This window comes from Devosia sp. FJ2-5-3, assembly GCF_029201545.1.
In the GTDB taxonomy this organism is placed as follows: Bacteria; Pseudomonadota; Alphaproteobacteria; order Rhizobiales; family Devosiaceae; genus Devosia.
In genome coordinates this window covers 2,518,675-2,537,437 of sequence record NZ_CP104007.1, presented here as the reverse complement: position 1 = coordinate 2,537,437, position 18,763 = coordinate 2,518,675, and the positions used below count along the sequence as shown (strand labels likewise).

Below are 18,763 nucleotides of genomic sequence, written 5' to 3'. Positions count from 1 at the left end.
CGGGGCGTGGAGGTTGCGTTATACAAGCGGTGCGGACCGGCTAGTGGCGGAATTCCTCACTGCCTGCCCACTGGTCGTCGTCTATCGGGCCGTCCTCTTCTTCGTCGTAAAATTCGTCTTCGCCGGTTAGTGCCTGCTGGGCGTCGACGTCGTCTGGGGACAGGACATGAAGGTGATCCGACGGATCATCGGACAAGCCGGGCTCGAGCGGCAAATTGTCGTCGCTCGCCGACTGGTCGCCGCTCAGTTCCTCGATTGCGCGGTCGATTTCGTCCATCATCACAGCAGGATCGCCGTCACCCCAGTCGCCGCTCTCGCGCGTCGCGGCCTCGTCGCGCATCTCGCGCAGGCGGGCAAGTCGTTCCTGGACGCTGAGCGTGCCGTTGAAGACCAGGTCTTCGATCTCGCTTTGGGTATAGGGCTGGGAAATTCCCGGCTGATCGGCGTTGTCGAAATTGGTCTCCTGCGGCAGCACTCCGCCATGTTCATGTGTCTGTGCCATTTCGGTCTCCCGTAGCTGTTCGCGTGCAAAGACAACGTGGTCGGCGGCGAGACGTTCGATCACAGCTGCGATTGTGAACGCTGGGCTTGCCGTGTGTGAGCGCCTTGGAGCCGCACGCTCGCCCGGGAGTTTCTCCTCAGCGGTTGTTATTACGGCAATGCATGGGCTAATGCTTGACGTTGAATTGTGGAGGAGTGGCAAGGTGAGCGTCGCTTTCACCAAAGAAGACAGTGCGGAAACTGCATCGGAGACCATGCTGCCCGAACGGCCCATCCCCGAGGGACCAAACCTGGTCACCGAGGAGGGCCTGGCGTCGCTTCAAAGCAAGTTGGAACTGGCACGGGCCGCCTACGACGAAGCCATGCAGGTGGAGGACATCAACGAGAGAAGGCGGCTGGCGGCAGCGCCCTACCGCGACCTGCGGTATCTAACCGAGCGCGTCCGAACGGCCGAGCTTATTCCACATTCGCCTGATAATGGTGTGGTGCGATTTGGAAGTATCGTCACCTTCGAGCGTGAGGATGGTCGCGTCCAGACCTACAGGATCGTCGGTCATGATGAGGCCGACCCCAGCCGTGGCACGATCTCTTTCAACTCGCCGATTTCGCGGGCTCTGATGGGTAAGACTGTGGGGCAACTCGTTTCCGTTGCCGGCGGGGACGTAGAGATCGTCCGCATCGGCCAGGAGGAATAGCGCCCCCTCTCGCGACGTTAAGGCTGATCGTTCGGTTCGGCGCTGTCCCCGTCGTGACGCCAGACTATTTTTTCGTCGGTATCGCGATCCTGCACGATCACAACCGCTCCGGGATCGCCGCTATCGCGTGCCGCCCCGATGGCGGCCTCGATTGCCTCGTCTCGATTGTCGAAAGGTGCGGTGATGCTGCCCTTGTGAGTGAACTGCCAGGATGCGTCACGCTCGTATACGATAAAATGTGACTGGCTCATTTGTCCCTCCGCCCGCCATAACGCAATTGCCCTGCGTCGCGTTGCCGACACGCGTTGATCCTATCAAGGGTTCCGCCGACGGCCCTATTCCAACGACACGCAAGTCGCCGTGAACCCGGTGGCGCCCCTCGATCCATAACACTCGCTTCACCGTCGTTCGAGCGATGTCGGCGGTCCGGCAGGGTCAGGTCACGAAGGGCATGATGTCGATCCCCTCACCGGGGAAGGTCTTGATGTGCGGGTGGTCTTCGAAAATGCGGGCGGCGTCTTCGATGGTGTCAGCCTCGACCACGACATAGCCGCAGATCGTATTGGTTGCCGGCGCAGTGCCGGACTTGCCGACGCGCAGGGTCTTGCCCACCATGCCGCCAGGTTCGAGGAACGCTGCGGCGTGGCGCCTCTCCCATTCCTTCCATTGCTCCAGGCCGACCGCGTCGACCGCATCCTGGTCAGCCTTGGGCATGGCACGGAACCGGGTGACTGCTTCCGGTTGCATTGTGTAGACGGCAAGAAAACGGGCCATTGTGATTTCCTCCGATCTCGGGAGATTAGCAGCGTGCCAGAATGGCGTCGACCACCTCATGCAGCGGCCGCGTGGCGTCGATGGCGATTGCACCAATCGGCAGATCGATGCGCGAAATGTGGAGCTGCTGGATCAGGGACCGCTCTCGCGGATCATCGCCCCATTCGCCGGGCCGACCATCGAGCCGTCGGGAGATCGTCGCCCAATCGGTCTCCAGTAGGAAGATGGCATCGAACCACTGCGCGAAGTGATGCCTGTTGCGCGAAGCGCCGCAAAAGAAGGTCCTGGGGTGGGTTTGGTCGTCGATTAGTCTTTTGAGCTGGTCGACGTCCCAAATGTGATGTGCGTTCACGAAAGCAGGGTCCTGGGGACGCGGCATGACGGGAACGCCGGTTTGCGGATCGCCTTGATAGGCAAGGAGCCGGTCGCCGTGGATCACGTCAAATCCGCGGTTTTCCAGCATGGTGGCGACAGATGTCTTGCCGGAACCGGATATGCCTTCGATCAGAAAGTTTCGTTCGCCCATGGCCGATTGTAGGAGGCGGAACGCAAGTCAGGCAATCATTTTGACTTGAGATGCGCAGGCGCGAAAGGGATTGTTAAGACTGTCCGGCGTCGGGTGGCATCAGGTTTCTTCTCTGCGGACATCGTTTCATGCGCCTTATCCTGACCGCCGCCTTTTGCCTTGCGCTGACAGTTCCGGCCTCCGCCGACCAGTGGCGATATGAGGGCGGATCAACGCCGATTGCCTGGTTTGACAATGGTGATGCGCAATTCCAGTTTGCCTGCCGCGGCGGCGTGCTCGCCATGGGCTTTTGGGTGCGTAAGCCGGACAAGGGCCTTTCGGGTGCTTCGGCCACCAGCCTTGCGATCACGCCCGATCCCAGAGGGTCGACCACCCTGTCCGGCAATACAAGTTTCGCCCAGGACATGCCGCTGGTTCATCTCGACGGCAGCTCGGTGATCGTGCGCGGACCAGTGGCGCGGCAATGGGCGCGGATTGCGCAAAATGCGCAGGAGACGATCCGGGTGGCCTTCGTACGGGCCAAGGCCGGTGGCGGGTTTGATCCGGTCGATCCGAATGTCTTCGGGGCGAAGGGGTCCAAATCGGCAATTGCCCATGTGCTGGAAAAGTGCGGCTGAGGCAGGAAATTCGGCAGCATATGCCAAAATTCAAGGCGAGAACGGGAATGGCCCGCGCTCCCATGGCATTACGCAATGCTCGGAGGTCAACTCACGCCGCCTGGCTATTGCTATCCAAGGCGATAACATTTGCGAAATTTCACCGGATTTTCCTGGGTCTCGGTGGCAGTCGCGGTGGCGAAGATCTTGAGAACTGTATCTTCGCCTTCCGTGACCGTGCCGAAGGCGGCAAAACCCTGGCCGTCTGGATTTCTCATGCCGCCGAAATCGAGCTGCGGCTGGTCGCCGATGCAGATGAAGAATTCAGAGCTGGCCGTGCCGGGATCAAAGCGGGCCATAGAAATGGTCATATGCTTGTGGAGCAATCCTGTCTGGACCGTGCTCTCATGAGCGATGGGCGGGAAGGCGGAGGGATTTTCATCCGATGCCTGCGGACCCCATTGCACAACCTCGATCTTGTGGACGGTCTCCGCGGGTTGGTTGGCCATAGTCACGATCCGGTAGGCGGTCGACCGATCGAGATGGCCGCCATCGACATAGGCGAGGAAATTGTGGGCAGTAATCGGGGCATTGTCGGTATCGACCGACAGCGTGAACGCGCCAAGTTCGGTCTCGATAGCTACGGAAACGGGCACTGCAGGCATCCCTGTTGGAGGCTCCCACCCTCGAGAGGGCGGGAGCTCTAAGTTCTTATTCGGAGATTTCAGCGTCGCGGAAATACGGGACGTTGAGCGTCGAGCGCCAGAAGCCGGTGACCTTCGGGCTCATCATCATGTAATTGTAGCGGTGATATTGCGGCAGGATCGAGTGATCGTTCATCAGGATCGCTTCAGCTGCACGCATGTGATCACGCGAGGTCGCCTCGTCGCTTGCCGCCTTGGCAGCCGCGATTTCTGCGTCGTACTCGGCATTCGACCAATTGTTCAGGTTGTTCGCGCTTCCAGTGACGAAATTGTCGAGGAAGGTCATCGGGTGCGGATAGTCTGCGCCCCAGCCCATCTGTGAGATCTGGTACTCGACCTTCTGCACTTCCGGATAATAGACCTGCCACTCGGTGGCCTGGATCTTCACGTCGATGTTCAGGTTTTCCTTCCACATCTGCTGAATTGCCTCAAGAAGTTTCTCGATCGGCGGAGAGGTGTAGGTAATGAAGACGGTCTCGGGGAAGCCTTCGCCATTCGGATAGCCGGCTTCGGCAAGAGCAGCCTGAGCACCTTCGATATCGGCGGTTTCCGAAAGGCCGAAATTGTCGCGGCCGTCGGTATAATCTTCACCACCAAGGCTCATGCCCGGGGGAACGAGACCCAGTGCCGGAGTGTCGGCAGACTGCAGCACAAACTCGATGATTTCCGAACGGTCGATGGCCACGGAGAGAGCCTTGCGCACGTTCAGATTGTCCAGCGGCGCCTGGTTTGGATTGAACATGGCGTAGGTTGTGCCCAGCGCCGGAACGACCAGGAAGGCGTCCGATTCAACCGAAAGGCGGGGGATTTCTGGCGCAGGTACCGACTCGATGCCGTCGACATCGCCGGCTTCCATGGCGGCGAGAGCCGTTGCGGGATCGGGGATAAGGCGGAAGGTGAGCTTGTCGAGGCTGACTTCATCGGCGGCATAATAGTTCGGGTTCTTTTCGAACACGACCGACTCGCCGGCGTTGAATGCGGTGACGCGGAACGGACCAGTGCCAACAAAGGTCGCCGGGCTGCGGGTCCAGCCTTCAGGGTCTGCCGATACGATGTCTTCGCGGACCGGATAGAAGGCGGGATAGTTGAGCAGCTGCAGCATGTAGGGCACGCGCTGCTTGAGGGTGAAAGTGAGGGTCTTGTCATCGGGAGCCGAGATCGCGATGGCATCGCGATCGGCGCCGCCATAGGCCTCTTCCGCACCCACGATGTGGTAGAGCATCTGCGAGTTCATCGCGCCGCTGGCCGGATCGAGAACCCGCTTCCAGGCATAGACGAAATCGGACGCCTTGACCGGCTCGCCATCGGACCACTTTGCATCGCGGAGGGTGAAAGTGTAGGTCAGGCCGTCCTCGGAGACTTCCCAGGATTCCGCGAGAGCGGGAACTACCTGGCCTTCAGCGTCCATGCGCACGAGGCCTTCAAAGGCGTTGCCGATGATCGGCGCGGCAAAGGTTTCGGCGGTGGTGCCGGGATCGTATTTCGCGCTCTCATTATTGACCACATAGGTGAGCTCTCCGGCAGCCCACACCCCTCCGGTGCTCGCCAGAAGTGCCGCCGTCAGCAGCGGCAATAGCATCGTCTTCATTGCGTTCTCTCCTGTTGCAATGTCGAACCGGTCCCCTGGGCCAGTTCTTTGGCGTAGTGGCAGGCGGACACATGCCCGTTGCCAAGGTCGATCAGCTGCGGCTCGACTTGCGCGCACAGCTCGGTCGCGAGCGGGCAGCGGGTGCGGAAACGGCAGCCGGATGGAATATCCAGCGCGCTGGGAATTTCACCCTGCATCGGTTCGACGGCTCGCGTGACCGATGGGTCCGGGACCGGAATGGCCGAGAGCAGCGCCTGCGTATAGGGGTGGGACGGACTATGGTAGAGGTCGCGGCTGGTCGCCAATTCGACGACCTTGCCCAGATACATCACGCCGATGCGATCCGAGATGTGCCGAACCATCGAAAGGTCGTGGGTGATGAAGAGATAGGTCAAGCCCAGTTCGGCCTGCAGATCCTCGATCATGTTGACGACCTGCGCCTGGACGGAAACGTCGAGGGCAGAGATCGGCTCGTCGCAGATGACGAGGTCGGGCTCGAGGGCGATGGCGCGGGCGATGCCGATGCGCTGGCGCTGGCCGCCGGAAAATTCATGCGCGAAGCGGGCGGCGCTGTCTGAAGGAAGACCAACGCGATCAATGAGATCGGTCACTTTCCTGCGGCGCTCGGCGGGCGTGCCTATGCGGGCGATCTCCAACGGCTCGGCAATCAACTCCCCGACGCTCATGCGCGGATTTAGGCTCGCATAGGGATCCTGGAAGATCATCTGCACCTGCCGACGGAAGGCACTGAGCTGGCTTTCGGGCGCTGTTGCGACATCCACACCCTTGAATAGGATCTGACCCGAAGTGGGTTCGTGCAGGCGGATGACGGTGCGGGCGAGTGTCGATTTCCCGCAACCGCTCTCGCCGACAAGGCCCAGAGTTTCCCCCTTCATCAGATCGAGGTCGACACCGTCCACCGCGCGGAGCAGCGGCTTGCGCGCAAATGGGCTGGCGGGCAGGGTAAAATGCTTGGTGACATTGCGCAGGGAGAGCAGCGGCTGTTCGCTCAAGCGACCACCTCGTGGATCTCGGCGGACTTCGGCGCTTCGGGGTGTTGCAGCCAGCATCGTGACTGATGCCTCTCGCCGAAGAGGGGCGGCAGGGCGGCAATACACTGGTTCATGGCGTGCGGGCAGCGCGGCGCGAAGGGACAGCCCGGTGGGGGCGCCAGCATGTTGGGCGGGCTGCCCGGAATGGGTGTCAGGCGGCGATGGGTGTCGTCGCGCAGATCGGGGACCGCACTGAGCAGGCCGGTCGTATAGGGATGACCGGGACGCGCAAAAAGATCGCGCACCGGGGCCGTTTCCATAACCAGCCCACCATAAAGCACCAGCACCCGGTCCGTCACTTCGGCGATAACGCCGAGATCGTGGGTGATGAGAATGACCGCCATGCCAAGGCGCTGCTGCAAATCTTTCAACAGAGCCAGAATCTGGCGCTGGATGGTGACGTCGAGCGCCGTTGTCGGCTCGTCGGCGATCAGCAGCTTTGGGTCACAGGCGAGCGCCATGGCGATCATGACCCGCTGGCGCATGCCTCCGGAAAATTCATGCGGATAGGAATTGAGGCGCGTGGCGGCGGAGGGAATGCGCACCAGCTCGAAGAGCTCGATTGCCCGGGCGCGGGCCTCGGCGCGGCTGGCCTTGCGATGGCGGAGGATGGATTCCATCACCTGCTCGCCTACGGTCAGCGTGGGATTGAGCGAGGTCATCGGGTCCTGGAAGATGACGCCGGTGCGGTTGCCGCGAAGGTCGGACAACGCATTCTCGTCGAGGCCGAGAAGGTCGGTGCCTTCAAAGGTGGCGCTGCCCGATTTGATGTGACCGCCGGCCTTGAGCAGTTTGAGCACGGACATGCAGGTGATCGACTTGCCCGAGCCGCTTTCCCCAACAAGCCCAAGGATTTCACCGGGATAGACATCGAAGCTGACGCCACGCACTGCCTGAACCTCGCCGCGGCGGGTGAAGAAGGATGTGCTGAGGTCTCTCACGGAAAGGATTGGCCGGCTCATCCGCGCAACCTCGGGTCGAGGGCGTCCCGCAGGCCGTCACCAAGGAAATTGAAGGCAAACATGGTCAGGGAAATCGCCGCAGCTGGGAAAAACAATTGGTGCGGATAGGCGCGAAGGGTCTCGACTGCCTCGGAGGTCAACGAGCCCCACGACGCCAACGGCGGAGTAACGCCAAGCCCGATGAAGCTCATGAAGCTCTCGATGAAAATGGCAGATGGAATCATCATTGTGAGAGTCACGATGATCGGTCCGATGGAATTGGGCAGCAGGTGGCGCACCAGAATGCGGGCAGGGGAGGCGCCCATTGTGCGCGCCGCAGCGACATAATCCTGGGCCTTGAGGCCGAGGATCTGGCCCCGCACGATACGCGCCATATCCACCCAGAACACCGAGCCGATAGCGATAATGATGGACAGAAGCCCGGAGTCGAAAACCACCATCAACAGGACGACATATAGCGTCAGCGGCACGGTGGAGATGATTTCGACGATGCGCATCATCACTGCATCGGCCCGGCCACCGAGATAGCCGGCAATGCCGCCGTAGAAGACACCGATGAAGAAGTTCACCAGCGTTGCGACGAAGGCCACCGTGAGCGAAATCTGTGCCCCAAAGAGCTGGCGCACAAGGATGTCGCGCCCCAGCTGATCTGTGCCGAAAAGATAGGTTCTGTTCCAGCTCCAGCCCGTAGGGCGCAACTCGGCGCCGTCCTCGGTCATGAGGCGCACCGGCAACCGGGAGTAATCCAGCGTGACGGTGCGGTCGCCGAATTCGAAAGCCTGGGATTTCTTGATGATGTCCTTGCGGCCGCCACGCAGCAGGCCAAGCACATGGCCCTCCCCATCCACCTCGTAGAGATTGAAATTGGAGGCATTGAGGAAGAAGCGCGTGGTCTCCCCCGTGCTGTCGACGAAGGCGTAGGTTTCAAATGCAGGAGGTATGTTGGAGAGCTTGAGGTCCTGCTTGAAATAGGTGTGCGGCGAGAAATAGGGGCCGAAGAATGCCGCCAGCACCAGGAGGATGATGAAGAAGATGCTCACGACCGCAGGTTTGTTGGCCCAGAGGCGCCGGCGCACTTCCTGACCGTAAGTCGGGGCTGGCGGCGGCACTGGGCTCGCCGTGGCCGAGCGCGGCGCCATTTCCCACATTTTTGGCGCGATCTCTCTCATGCGCTGGCCTTGGTCAATTTGATGCGCGGATCGAGCCACACGTAGAGAAGGTCGACGATCAGAATCATCACCATCAGGATGGCGGCATAGAAGATCGTTATGCCCATAATGGCCGTATAGTCGCGATTGGTAATCGAGAGAACGAAGTGCCGGCCAATGCCGGGCAGGGCAAAAATCTGTTCGATGACGAATGAGCCAGTGATCAAATTGGCTACAACGGGCCCGAGCACAGTGACCACCGGAAGCAGGGAATTGCGCAGGCCATGTTTGATAAGGATCTGCCCCTTGCGCAGGCCCTTGGCGCGCGCCGTCGTCATGTAATCCTGCTCCAGCGTTTCGAGGAGCGAGGAGCGCGTCAGCCGCGAGATAAAAGAGATCCAGAACCCAGACAGCGCAAAAACGGGCAGGAGATAGCCTCGCCAATTGTCCAGCCCGAATGTGGGAACCCATCCCAGCCGAAGGGCAAAGACATAGAGCGTGACGGTGGCAATGACGTAACTCGGAATGGCAACACCGAGCGTTGCAATCATCATCACCGTCGTGTCGGGCCAGCGGTTGCGATTGAGCGCGGCGATGATGCCGAGAGGAACGCCCAGGGCCACCACGCAGATGATGGCCAGCAGGCCGGTGCGCAGGGTTACAGGCAAACCAGTAGCGATCATCGAATTGACTGACACGCCCGGATATTTAAACGAGGGACCGAGGTCGAGGCGGAGGATGCCCGAGAGGTAGTTCAGATATTGCTGCCAGACCGGCTGATCGAGGCCGTATTTGGCGTTCAGCGCCGCTTCGATTTCGGGAGCGAGCATGCGCTCCGATACAAAGGGGCCTCCCGGAACCGCGTGCATCAGGAAGAAAGTTAGCGTGACGATGGCCCAAAGCGTCAGCACCATCATTCCGAGCCGATGCACTAGGTAGGAATACATTTTCAGCGGAGCCCAGAGAACGATTTTTGAGACGCAATATCAGCATGAATACAGGTACCGATTTGCATCAGCAAACGCAGAGATATGCAATCCACTTAAACCGCCACGGGAGTTAGCGTTCGATTTTCAACGCTCTATCATGAGTTTGGGATCATTCCGATCGCGGGTCTAAAGGTCCGGTACTCAGACCAGATCGGTGGTCGAAACAGGGCGCTCGGCCTCTGCTGTCCTGGCATCACGCTCTCGGGGTGACACGCTTCTAGCGAAGCTGCTGAAGAAATCCGACGAGGCGAGCGATCCATACCGGCCACTGGCTCCGTGCCCAACGCCAGAGGAGACGCGTAAGAAAGCCCATCAAGAGAACGAACAGTACAACACCAAGACCGCCCAGAATGCTGCTGGACACGCTCAGGAACAAAGGCAGACCTTCAACCGCCTCGCCGGGGACCGCTGGACGGCTCACCGACCAGTCATGGAGGGCGGTACTGACCGTAAATGTGGCAAGGGCCGCCACCATGCCATTCAGTATATAGCCGTTTCGCCCACTGATGCGGCTCTCGGTGCTATGCGTTTGCTGTTCAAGCAAAGCCAGAAGATTGCCGATGCGGGCGTGCTTGCGCGTAACGCCCCGGATATCCTGAACGGCCTCAAAAAATTCGCGCTCTGTGTTGTAGCGGAAATTGTTGTCGAGATAGGATCTTTCATAGTTTAGATGATCGTATATTCGGAATTCGTAGAACTTGTCTGATGCTTTGGCGAGTTGCCCCTTGTCGTGCCACTGCGCTGCCTCGTCGATTAGTGACGTCGCCTCCATTTCAAATTTGTCGGCAATGATTTCATTGTGCATGCTGCGCACATGAATGAGAAAAATGTAGGGACAATTGCCAATGTATCGGGCCCCGATGTCGAGGCTCCTCCAGGTCTTCGCATAGGAGATCAGCGCTCTGGGATTGGCGTAACGAACGAAGAACCGTTCCGCCACTTCTTCATCGAACGTCGGATAGATCGGATCCAGACTGTCCAGGACCTCAGACGCGTCCTGGTTCAGAAAGTCGATGACATTCTGGTTGAAGCCAGCCATGAACAGATAGCGCAAGCGATCGCGGCGGAAACCGGGCCACGACTGCATGCGAACATTGTCGTTGGCGATCAGTTGTTCAATTTTGGCGTCGCGCTGGACGGCAATGGCGAGTTGGCCTTCGACCGGCTCGGCGAACTGACCGTTTTCCAACCATCTTTGAAAGCCGCGATCCAGGATCGTCCGTCCATTGACTGTGAGTTTTCGGATGACCTCGGAGATCAGTCGGTAGTCCCTGTCAAAAATCACGTCGTGGCGGGGGACGGGCTTTTCCTCTTTTTTCGGGAGCAGAAGTTCGAAGAGGGTGCGGTCTTTAAACGAGAATATTGACCTCGACTGCGGCAGGTGAGTACCCGATGGGCCCAGATAGGGGTGAGTGGGCAGGTTCGCCTCGGCGCCAAAATCTGCAAGCAGTTCGGCCGCGTCCCTCGTGAAGCAATTCTTCACAAAGCCCCAGAAGCTGTCTGTCCGGGTGATGCCGCTTGCATTGGACTTTACCGAGAAGGCACGAAACGGAAAGACATTCTGATTTTCCCAGGATGGCGCGCCGCTTTGTCCGCCGCCGACGGGACTGATGCTGAGCTCGAACTCGGATGGAGCGGCGAGTTTTTGGAGCATCGAGATGAAAAAGAAATCGGCGAGGGAATGGGCGTACCGCGTCAGGGCAAACGAAAGATGGTAGGAAACCGACCCGTCGTTTTGGATGTACCAGAACCTTCTTAAGCTGATTGCCTTCACGTTCGGCGGGCCAAGATGGACCGAGCAGATCGTGCCCTCCGCCAACCATGTCAGCGCACAATCAGTGCCGCTTTGGCCATCGCCCAGCGAAAGCAATATGTGACGGGCCCGTTGCTGCGGCGTGGCAGCCAGAAATTCTCCGCTCTCAGACGTATTGGTCTGATCGGCAACGTCATGAAACATGGGATTCATGGCAGCCCGAAGGGATTGCGTGGTCTTCTGGGTACTTAGTTTGTTGACCAGGACAATCTGTTGAGATCGGCTCAATCTACCTTCGGCGCCAATTTCGACCGGGAGCGATAACGTCCAATACAGCGAGCCTGTCTCCGCTCTGGCCGGCTCGATTTTCGTTTTAAGCTCCACCAAGAACCTCCCCCAGAACGTAAAACGGCAAGCCGATCAACCCGCAACTTTTGAATGTGTGTCAATTCCGAGTATATAAATCCACGCTCGTCGATATTTACTGACAAAGACCCGAAACTGGCTTCATCCAAAAGTTTGGAGCCCAATAGTCGAAGTGGTCAATCGAGTGCTGCAAGCTATCTGCATAGTCCTTCCCTAACCGAATGGGTTAGAGAATATTGGTATCCGGTGACCGTAAGACCTCATACTGGAGGTGGGCATGCTGAGCTTGCCCGGAAGGCGGGGGCGGCGTCATGAACCGAAGCAACACAGCAGTGAGCGTGCAGCCGGCAGAAGACGTAAACTGGCTGGCGCGCCCCCTGGTGCCCGGTGACTGGTTTCAACTGACGGCCGACGAGACGGCCGAGGTGCTCGGCCAGTTGAAAAATTACCTGCAGGTCACTCCCGAAATGCCTCCGTTCCTCGACCGCGCAGAAGTTCACGGCATGCGAGCCCGGACCCTGGATTTTTATCCTGGCTGGCTGCTTGTGGAATGCCAGGCCGCGCTGAACAGCGAGACTGTTGCATTATTCAACTTCTTTTTCGGTCCGAGCGGCGCGATCCTGCTCGATGGTCGCTCGGATGTTCTGCATGCATTCAACGCTATGGTGCCGGTTGCAATCGAAAATCCGGCGCGTGCAGCGCAATATCTGATGCTGTTTTGCAGCGCCGTGCGATCGGAACTGGGGCGCTTCGAGATTATCACCGATCCGGGCCAGATCGCATTTCTTCCAGGTCAGCAGCCAGACCAAATGGCACTTGCTCGTAGTCTGGTATTGCCCCTGTCCGCACAGGTTGAAAACGACGCCGGCATCGAGTTTCAGGCAATCGTTCGGTATGGCGACGGGCTGTTTTCGACCCGTTTTCGCGTGCCGCCCAACGGTCGGGTCGAGATGCTCGACGACCAGCCTCTCGAAATCGAAGCTGGGATAGAGACGGAAACCTTCGTAGGTCCATTCCGGCTACCGCAGGTGGGATCGCAATGAAAGGTATCGCAGACGAGGTCTTAGCCAGACTTCCCACAGCCGTCCGCAATCCGGGCCTGCTTGTGGGGTGGTCTTTGGAGCGCGAGCATGCCCGCCGCCCGATGGGGTTTTCGTTCGGCAATCCGATGCAGACGCCTGAGCAGGGATTTCTTGATCCCATCCTCTTCGATGGAGAAGGACACCTGATAACCATTGCGCCGACGGGGGCGGGCAAGGGTGTGGGGTGCATTGTCCCCGCCTTGCTGCGCCACCAGGGTCCTGTGATCGTTATCGACCCCAAAGGTGAAAATTACGCGATTACGGCGCGCTATCGGCGTGAGCTGGGGCAGAAGATCGTTGTCCTTGATCCCATGCATTCTACCGATGCTCCTGCAGAGGAGCGGGCCAACTTCAACCCGTTGGATGCTATCGACGCTGAGAAGCCGTCTTCCGTGGACGAAATCAGCGCGATCATCACTGCATTGTCCGCTCGTTTCACTGCTGACCGAGACCAGTTCTGGGCCAGTCGAGCGACACAATTGCTCCTTGGTATTCTCGCGCATGTCCTGGCGGATCTACCCCGGGATGAACGCAATCTATGTACGCTGAAAAGTCTCGTGCTCGCCTGCAATCTTGAGCCGCAGAGCGTTATCAATCGTCTCCGGCAATCGCGTCACCCGATTGCCACGGAAACGCCGGCACTGCTGGGCATCAGTGCGAATGAGACACTGGGTGGCATCCTGTCCTTCGCACAGGACATGGTGGGCTTCATTCGAGGACCAAACGTCGAGCAGGCCATATCATCTACCGATTTTGATCTTCAGGGCGTGACGTCCGGGGCGCCTTTGACGATATACATCGTTGTACCTCCACACATGCTGCACTCGCACGGTCAGCTTCTGCGCTTGTGGATCAATGCCCTGTTGTCCGCGATAATTCGCCGGCGAACGCGCCCACAGGTTCCGACGCTGTTTGTGCTCGATGAGGCGGCCCAATTGGGACATCTGCCCCAGCTCCAGCAAGCCATTACCCTTTTGCGCGGATACGGAATGCAAACCTGGAGCTTTTGGCAGGATGTCAGCCAGATCAAGCACCTCTATCCAGTCGATTGGCCGACAATGATCAACAATTGTCGGGTGGTACAGTGCTTCGGAGCCAACAATATGAGTGCGGCCGGCACCATGTCGGAACTCGTCGGTTTTGGCACGGCCGCAGGTGTCCTCGACCTCAAGGACAGCGAGATGTTGCTTCAGATAGCCGGGGATGAAGGGGTCTATGCGCGGCTGCCGAACTACAGGACAGACCCTGCTTTTGCCGGCATGTTCGACGAGAATCCATTTTACGCTGACCGCGAGGGAATTTCGGCACCAACGACGTCGACGGTCAGATGGTATTTGCGGCCACGAAAACCGTGGGTCGACCCTTGGCTCGCTCCTCCCGCATTGCCTCAGAACAAGATCGACCAGCGGGCGGTCGATCTTCTGGAGAGAATTCTGAAACGGCAGCGGGAAGCGGCCAAATAATTGAATGTCCCGCCATGCCGTAGGCGATTGCGTTTGCCGGGTAGATACCCACATGCTTACTTCAGACATGAAGTCTGCTGGCCATCGCTCGGAAATCGAAGTGAATAATACCATTGCGTTGAAACCTCTCTCCGAGGACTGGGAGATGGACCTTGTCGGGGGTCTTCATCTCCGCGCAACCACTCACTTCGACAACGAGACTTTCCGGCAGTTTTACGACGGCTATGATCAGGCGTTCGTATTGCCTGACGAAAAAGAAAGTGCGTCAGGGTTCGAGGCCGCGTTAGAGCTCAATCACGGCGTCGCCTATGCGGCCCTCGCCAATGAATACGGCCCGTTTCGGGAAATTTGCTTTACGTTCCACGACCAAGAGCGCTTCGTCGGCGGCGCAAATCTATTCGCAACCGCTTTTCGCCCGAATTCCAGCGACGCAATCGCCTCCAGTAACCTCAACTATATTTACGTTGATCGATATATGCGGGGGCAGGGCTATTTTGCATCGATGGTGTCGGGGCTGCGTGCACTGGTGCCCGACCTTTTCCAGTTTTCAGGCTCCTCATCTAAAGCACTGATGTTTGTGGAGCAGAACGACCCGTTCCGGTTGTCAGAAGCACAGTATGATCTGGACACGCAGACCAGCGGGGTGGATCAGTTCGATCGGATCGCCATCTGGGCGAAGGCCGGGGCCCGGCTTGTGGACCATCCCTATGTGCAACCCAGGCTATCCGCAGATCAAAGCCCAGACCAAACTCTTGCGCTGTCGCTCGTCGGTGAGGTGGGTAGTCGTCTATCGGCGTGCGTGCTGCTCGAGCACTTGCGGCGGTTCTTCGCCATATCCGTTCTCAAGGGCTCCGACCCAATGGAAGATTTGGATATAGGCGCCCAACTCAGTCAACTGGAACGACTCTGCACCCAGGGATCAGCACTGAACCTTTACGATCCGCTCCCCATGCTGATGCGCGCTCGGTCGCCTGGCGAACGATCTAAATTGTGGGGCGACACGCGGCCAGCGTCATTGATTGAGGCACTCACCCGGGAATGAAACATCCTCGGGGATCAAGTCGTGCAAATCCGGCCGTCGAGGGAGTGCCTCGGCGACCGGATTTTCGAGCTGTTAAGGCAGTGCTAGATTGTCCGGAAAAAGCTCTCGCGGGCTTCTTCGTCATTCTGCGGAAAGCGCCCATCGGGCGTGAGCTTGTCCACTGCATCAGGAATAGTGGTCGACAAGCGCTGGAGCAGTTCGTCGTAGGACAGGCCCGTGGTCGATGCCAAATGAGAAAGCGTATCGCGACCTAGGGCTGCCTCGACTTCGTTCGGTGACAGTCCCTTGGTCGGTACCCCGGGAGTGGTCCAGGAATCTGCCGTCTCGGCCTGGCCGTTGTCCTTGAAATTGTCGAGAAGGTCTTTCAGGCCACCGGTGAGAATATTTTCGGAGCCGGGCTTTCCATTGAAGAGATCGCCCAGCCCACCGAGAATGCCGCCTAGCCCACCAAGGCCGGCGGCAGCGGCACCGCCGGGCTGACCCGCGCCACCCGCATTGCTCTGGAGCCCCTTCAGGGCGTCGCCTATTTTGTCGCGATTTTGATAGCCGGCCACTGCAAGCAGTCCGAGCAGGGCAACGAGTGAGGGAGTACGATTAGCCATGAGCTTGTTCCTTTGATCAGGCGCGACGGGCGGCGAAACCCCAAACCGCCAGGATGATGACAGCCCCCACAATCGCGCCGATCAGGCCAGCGCCTTCGCCGGGCTGATACCAGCCGACTGCCTGACCCAGAAAAGTTGCGAGGAAGGCGCCGACTACGCCAAGCAGTGCGGTCAGCACGAAGCCGGATGGTTCGTTCCGTCCGGGAACGATGAACTTGGCCACGATGCCGGCGATGAGACCGATGATGATTGTCCAGATAATGCCCATGAAGCAGCCCCTTGGTTGAGGTCAGGCAGAAACGCGCGGTTGTCACCTTAAGTTGCAGCCAAAGATGGGGCTTGCTGCGGCGCTTCAGGACGCCACCGCTGCGGCGCCTAGACATATAGTGAGACGGGCCCTGGCCATGTACCCGATGGCCTCGCCACACACGCGGCAATCGCGGCAAGGCTTCGAAGGGCCGGGGCCGGGGCTTCCACGGCCATCTTTACACCGCTGCAGCGGGTGCGGTTTGGCCCTTGCCTAAGTGCGGCCAGACGCACCGAGGCGCTGTGCCGCAGCACCCCAGGCTGACGAATGGACTGTCTTCATCACCGCTATTGGCGACCGCTCCGGCGTCAATTGCTGTCGGACGTCGGCTGACCTATGCCCCAGGTCACGCCGAAAGGATCCTTCACCTGCCCGTAAATATCGCCCCAGAACTGCTTTTCCAGCGGCTGAGCCACCGTGCAGCCCGCGGCCACGGCACGGTCCCACCATTTTTGCGCATCCTCGACATGGATGTGGAGATTGAACCCCTGGGGCGCGACCGGGGGAAATCCGTAGTCAGGGAAGAAGTCGCTGAGAAATATCGGCGCGCCGTTAACGTCGATCTGGGCATGCATTAGTAGCTTGCCATCTTCGCTCGGCATGGTCTCGCGCTCAACGGCCCCGAAGGCTGTCTTGTAGAAATCGATGGCTTTTCGGGCGCCGTCGACACTGAGATAGGGCGTCACGCCCCCGTTTGGACGATGATCGGTCATGATGGCTCCTCCTCAAGCGGGGAGATTACGCCTGCAGGAGATGGCGGGCAATGGTCGGTCCAGGGGAACTCGAGACACCGGCCGCATGATGTCGAGGGGTTCCGGGAACCCCGAGCGCGAGACGTGCACCCAGCCTGCCGGCGGGATCGACATATGATCGCGAACACATCGCCAGAAAATAAGCCCTCGATCGCCAAAGACAGGGTACCACGCGCGATTGAATATCAAAGCCCGCCGGCATCAGTCCGTAGGAATGCCGACGCGCCACGAGCTCGGGCAAAGGATACACAATATTGCTTAGAGCAAGTAAGCAATATTGTGTGGTTGGTGCAGCTCTATCGCGTTCGGCGGCTGTTGGCGTTAAAGAAATTTTGGGTGCAGTACAATTTTCGTGAGCCACTACAGGAAGATTTCTCAATCCGCTGTGGAATCAATTGTCTGAACCTGGCTGTGGGTGCGGCCGACGTCGGTACTTAGCAATTTAGTTTCATGTGTTAGGGAAAATGAACTTGCTTGTGCGGTTCCATATCGTGACGGAACCATCACTTTGATCCTCCGTTTTGATCCCGCCACTCCCAACGGCAATTAATCAAAAACGCCCAATTAGCTGAAATTAACGGTCCGGCCTCTGCTGGACGTAGCGGAGCCGTGCCTATGCTTGAAGCAGGACTGCGCCACGCCATTGTTGTGATCAGCGACCGTGTTGATTTCGATGCCAATCTGAAAAATCTTCCACCACATGACGCGAGCCCTCGTATCGGCGAGACGCCGGCAGAGAATGCGCCGGTCATTGGCGGATATCTCGAACGGCTACCCCTTGCCGCGGTCCACGAAGGGTGTGCGGACTTCGTTGAGATTTGGCACCACACAACCGAGCCTTTGGGAACGTATGAAGAGGTTAACCCGCACCTTGCGCGGCGTGTCTTCCCATTGGCCAACGTGCAGCCGCCCTTTCATTCCGAACCCATGGTCGAGTTTATTCGACGTCATGGACCACCGCGTGTCCTCTGCGTTTGGGGGCTCGGGGTGTCGGAAACGGTTTTGGAAGCCTGCGCCGACAGCGTGATCGTCTATAATTCGATTGACGCGCCGAGCTTGCGGGTGCCGCCCGAGGTTAGCCGACACTTTGACCTGGTGCTGACCGGGGCCCAGTGGCAGTCCGATGTCGTGAATGCGCGTCATCCACAAATGGCAACCGCCATACTTCCCGTCGGCCCCGAATTTGCATCCCCCGAAACCTTCTTCCCGCTTGATATTCCCAAGATTTACGACGTGATTTATGTCGCTGCTGCTCAGGCCTACAAGCGGCATGACCTCCTCTTCGCCGCCCTCGCGCAATCTCCACGCCGGCTCAAGGCGCTGTGCGTCATGGGGTATGGCGAGACTGCTGATGTGCTTCGCCGCCAAGCCATCGAGTTGGGGTTGGACGTCGATTTCATCGGTCCACCCGGGGTCGATTATCCTGAGGTCAACCGGCTGATGAATCTCGCCAAGGTGGGTGTCGTCTGCGGCCGGGACGATGGCGCGCCCGCCATTCTCACCGAATATATGCTCGCTGGCCTTCCGGTGGTGGCCAATGCGGACCTGGTCTGCGGCCTGCAATTCATATTGCCGGAGACGGGTCTCGTGGCGGCCGAAGATCGCTTCGCCGAAGCCATTATTGAGGCGATTGACCATCCGGAGCAATTCTCGCCGCGCCAGGCAGTCCTCGACCGCTGGGCCTGGCCTCGCTCTATTGCGCGCCTGAAACCGCTTCTGCGCAAGGCTGTGCCCAGCTCATCTTCACGTTCAAGCCTTCCCGAAGGAGGCATCGTTGACTCAACAGTTCTCGCGTGACCAGTTCGCCGACTTCAAACCCGACCGCGTGCCGCTGATCTGCTTCTCGCATTTGCGTTGGGAT

The 18,763-nt window shown here is 59.0% G+C and carries 20 protein-coding genes; 6 read left to right on the top strand and 14 right to left on the bottom strand.

Translation table 11 applies throughout. The features are described 5' to 3' along the window. Positions 1 to 40 precede the first annotated feature (40 nt). Complete coding sequence (locus tag N0P34_RS12255; RefSeq protein WP_275603518.1) at positions 41 to 502, bottom strand: hypothetical protein; 462 nt, start codon at positions 500 to 502, stop codon at positions 41 to 43. 202 nt (positions 503 to 704) lie between these two features. On the opposite strand from N0P34_RS12255, the gene greA reads away from it, so the two are divergent. Then, positions 705 to 1,196, top strand: coding sequence for a transcription elongation factor GreA (greA, locus tag N0P34_RS12250; RefSeq protein WP_275603517.1), 492 nt, complete (start codon positions 705 to 707; stop codon positions 1,194 to 1,196). 17 nt (positions 1,197 to 1,213) lie between these two features. Here greA and N0P34_RS12245 read toward each other — a convergent pair whose 3' ends face one another. The 3 genes from N0P34_RS12245 to N0P34_RS12235 all read right to left on the bottom strand — a co-directional run bounded on the left by N0P34_RS12245 (position 1,214) and on the right by N0P34_RS12235 (position 2,496). After that, entirely contained in the window at positions 1,214 to 1,447 is a 234-nt protein-coding gene (locus tag N0P34_RS12245; protein WP_275603516.1) for a DUF2188 domain-containing protein, read from the bottom strand. A gap of 184 nt (positions 1,448 to 1,631) precedes the next feature. Beyond that, the gene (locus tag N0P34_RS12240; protein ID WP_275603515.1) at positions 1,632 to 1,970 is read right to left on the bottom strand and encodes a hypothetical protein; all 339 of its coding nucleotides are present in this window, start codon (positions 1,968 to 1,970) and stop codon (positions 1,632 to 1,634) included. A 25-nt stretch (positions 1,971 to 1,995) separates the two neighbouring features. Beyond that, positions 1,996 to 2,496 (bottom strand): nucleoside kinase, encoded by a 501-nt coding sequence (locus N0P34_RS12235; RefSeq protein WP_275603514.1) that lies wholly within the window; start codon positions 2,494 to 2,496, stop codon positions 1,996 to 1,998. A gap of 128 nt (positions 2,497 to 2,624) precedes the next feature. Here N0P34_RS12235 and N0P34_RS12230 point away from each other — a divergent pair, with 128 nt between their 5' ends. Then, positions 2,625 to 3,113, top strand: a complete 489-nt coding sequence (locus N0P34_RS12230; protein WP_275603513.1) for a hypothetical protein — start codon at positions 2,625 to 2,627, stop codon at positions 3,111 to 3,113. A 110-nt stretch (positions 3,114 to 3,223) separates the two neighbouring features. Here the strand turns inward: N0P34_RS12230 and N0P34_RS12225 are convergent, their stop codons facing one another. From N0P34_RS12225 to N0P34_RS12195, 7 genes are all read right to left on the bottom strand, one after another. Beyond that, positions 3,224 to 3,757: a peptidylprolyl isomerase gene (locus N0P34_RS12225; protein WP_275603512.1), complete on the bottom strand. Its 534-nt coding sequence runs from the start codon at positions 3,755 to 3,757 to the stop codon at positions 3,224 to 3,226. Between the two features lie 46 nt (positions 3,758 to 3,803). Then, positions 3,804 to 5,384 carry a peptide ABC transporter substrate-binding protein gene (locus N0P34_RS12220; RefSeq protein ID WP_275603511.1) on the bottom strand — a complete coding sequence of 527 codons (1,581 nt, stop codon included), beginning with the start codon at positions 5,382 to 5,384 and terminating at the stop codon, positions 3,804 to 3,806. Further along, the gene (locus N0P34_RS12215) at positions 5,381 to 6,397 is read right to left on the bottom strand and encodes an oligopeptide/dipeptide ABC transporter ATP-binding protein (protein WP_275603510.1); all 1,017 of its coding nucleotides are present in this window, start codon (positions 6,395 to 6,397) and stop codon (positions 5,381 to 5,383) included. The genes N0P34_RS12220 and N0P34_RS12215 overlap by 4 nt, the downstream gene beginning before the upstream one ends. Next, entirely contained in the window at positions 6,394 to 7,398 is a 1,005-nt protein-coding gene (locus N0P34_RS12210) for an ABC transporter ATP-binding protein (RefSeq protein WP_275603509.1), read from the bottom strand. Before N0P34_RS12210 ends, N0P34_RS12215 begins: the two co-directional genes overlap by 4 nt. After that, a complete protein-coding gene (locus N0P34_RS12205; RefSeq protein ID WP_275603508.1) occupies positions 7,395 to 8,567 on the bottom strand; it encodes an ABC transporter permease in 1,173 nt (390 codons plus the stop codon). Before N0P34_RS12205 ends, N0P34_RS12210 begins: the two co-directional genes overlap by 4 nt. Next, on the bottom strand, positions 8,564 to 9,493 hold the full coding sequence (locus N0P34_RS12200) for an ABC transporter permease (RefSeq protein ID WP_275603507.1): 930 nt from the start codon (positions 9,491 to 9,493) through the stop codon (positions 8,564 to 8,566). Before N0P34_RS12200 ends, N0P34_RS12205 begins: the two co-directional genes overlap by 4 nt. 259 nt (positions 9,494 to 9,752) lie before the next feature. Next, positions 9,753 to 11,675, bottom strand: coding sequence for a hypothetical protein (locus N0P34_RS12195; protein WP_275603506.1), 1,923 nt, complete (start codon positions 11,673 to 11,675; stop codon positions 9,753 to 9,755). Between the two features lie 290 nt (positions 11,676 to 11,965). Between N0P34_RS12195 and N0P34_RS12190 the strand changes: the two genes are divergently transcribed. From N0P34_RS12190 to N0P34_RS12180, 3 genes are read left to right on the top strand one after another with little or no spacing between them, the layout of a single operon-like run. Further along, positions 11,966 to 12,697, top strand: coding sequence for a hypothetical protein (locus N0P34_RS12190; RefSeq protein WP_275603505.1), 732 nt, complete (start codon positions 11,966 to 11,968; stop codon positions 12,695 to 12,697). Further along, positions 12,694 to 14,199, top strand: coding sequence for a type IV secretory system conjugative DNA transfer family protein (locus N0P34_RS12185; protein WP_275603504.1), 1,506 nt, complete (start codon positions 12,694 to 12,696; stop codon positions 14,197 to 14,199). Before N0P34_RS12190 ends, N0P34_RS12185 begins: the two co-directional genes overlap by 4 nt. Before the next feature lie 52 nt (positions 14,200 to 14,251). Beyond that, positions 14,252 to 15,241: a hypothetical protein gene (locus N0P34_RS12180; protein ID WP_275603503.1), complete on the top strand. Its 990-nt coding sequence runs from the start codon at positions 14,252 to 14,254 to the stop codon at positions 15,239 to 15,241. An 83-nt stretch (positions 15,242 to 15,324) separates the two neighbouring features. On the opposite strand, the gene N0P34_RS12175 is transcribed toward N0P34_RS12180, so the two are convergent. The 3 genes from N0P34_RS12175 to N0P34_RS12165 all read right to left on the bottom strand — a co-directional run bounded on the left by N0P34_RS12175 (position 15,325) and on the right by N0P34_RS12165 (position 16,863). Next, a complete protein-coding gene (locus tag N0P34_RS12175) occupies positions 15,325 to 15,843 on the bottom strand; it encodes a YidB family protein (protein ID WP_275603502.1) in 519 nt (172 codons plus the stop codon). A 16-nt stretch (positions 15,844 to 15,859) separates the two neighbouring features. Next, complete coding sequence (locus N0P34_RS12170; protein ID WP_275603501.1) at positions 15,860 to 16,111, bottom strand: GlsB/YeaQ/YmgE family stress response membrane protein; 252 nt, start codon at positions 16,109 to 16,111, stop codon at positions 15,860 to 15,862. A gap of 347 nt (positions 16,112 to 16,458) precedes the next feature. Next, positions 16,459 to 16,863, bottom strand: coding sequence for a VOC family protein (locus N0P34_RS12165; protein ID WP_275603500.1), 405 nt, complete (start codon positions 16,861 to 16,863; stop codon positions 16,459 to 16,461). Positions 16,864 to 17,517: 654 nt separating this feature from the next. Between N0P34_RS12165 and N0P34_RS12160 the strand changes: the two genes are divergently transcribed. Next, positions 17,518 to 18,699 carry a glycosyltransferase family 4 protein gene (locus N0P34_RS12160; protein WP_275603499.1) on the top strand — a complete coding sequence of 394 codons (1,182 nt, stop codon included), beginning with the start codon at positions 17,518 to 17,520 and terminating at the stop codon, positions 18,697 to 18,699. Positions 18,700 to 18,763 lie beyond the last annotated feature (64 nt).